General features: G+C 70.9%; 1 pseudogene. It reads left to right on the top strand.

Annotation, left to right across the window (positions count from 1 at the left end):
• A pseudogene (locus tag LPA54_RS41455) lies at positions 1 to 228 on the top strand (hypothetical protein); the annotation flags it as partial.
• Between the last annotated feature and the right edge of the window lie 164 nt (positions 229 to 392).

Here is a 392-nt window from a genome sequence, read left to right as displayed (position 1 = left end):
GCACGTGTTCCTTGCGGCTGCGTTTCAGCGACCAGTACTCAGCCGTACTCAGCCTTGTCCCGCCCCGGACTCGATCCGGCACGGCTCGACCTTCATCTGCTCGCGATGCGTCTCTCACTGGTGGCCGGCCCCCTGCGCCTGCTCGACGGCGGCTTCCCGCACCGCACGGAGATGCGGGACATCGCCGAGCACAACGCGAGGGAGGCACTGGCTGCGTTGGCCCGGTAGCACCGCGCTCTTCGCACCGTACGCGTCGCTCCTGCCTCGACGGTCAGCCGCCCTGACGGGCGGGGGACCGCCCCGCGAGCCCGGATGACGAGCCGAGGGGCGTTCAGGGCGTGCGGAGCGCGGCCAGGGGGATCCTTTCCGCTCCACCGGGCGTTGTACTGACC

This window comes from Streptomyces sp. DH12, assembly GCF_020873895.1.
GTDB lineage: Bacteria > Actinomycetota > Actinomycetes > Streptomycetales > Streptomycetaceae > Streptomyces.
The sequence above is the reverse complement of the archived record's forward strand: the minus strand, read 5'-3'. Positions and strand labels throughout refer to the sequence as shown.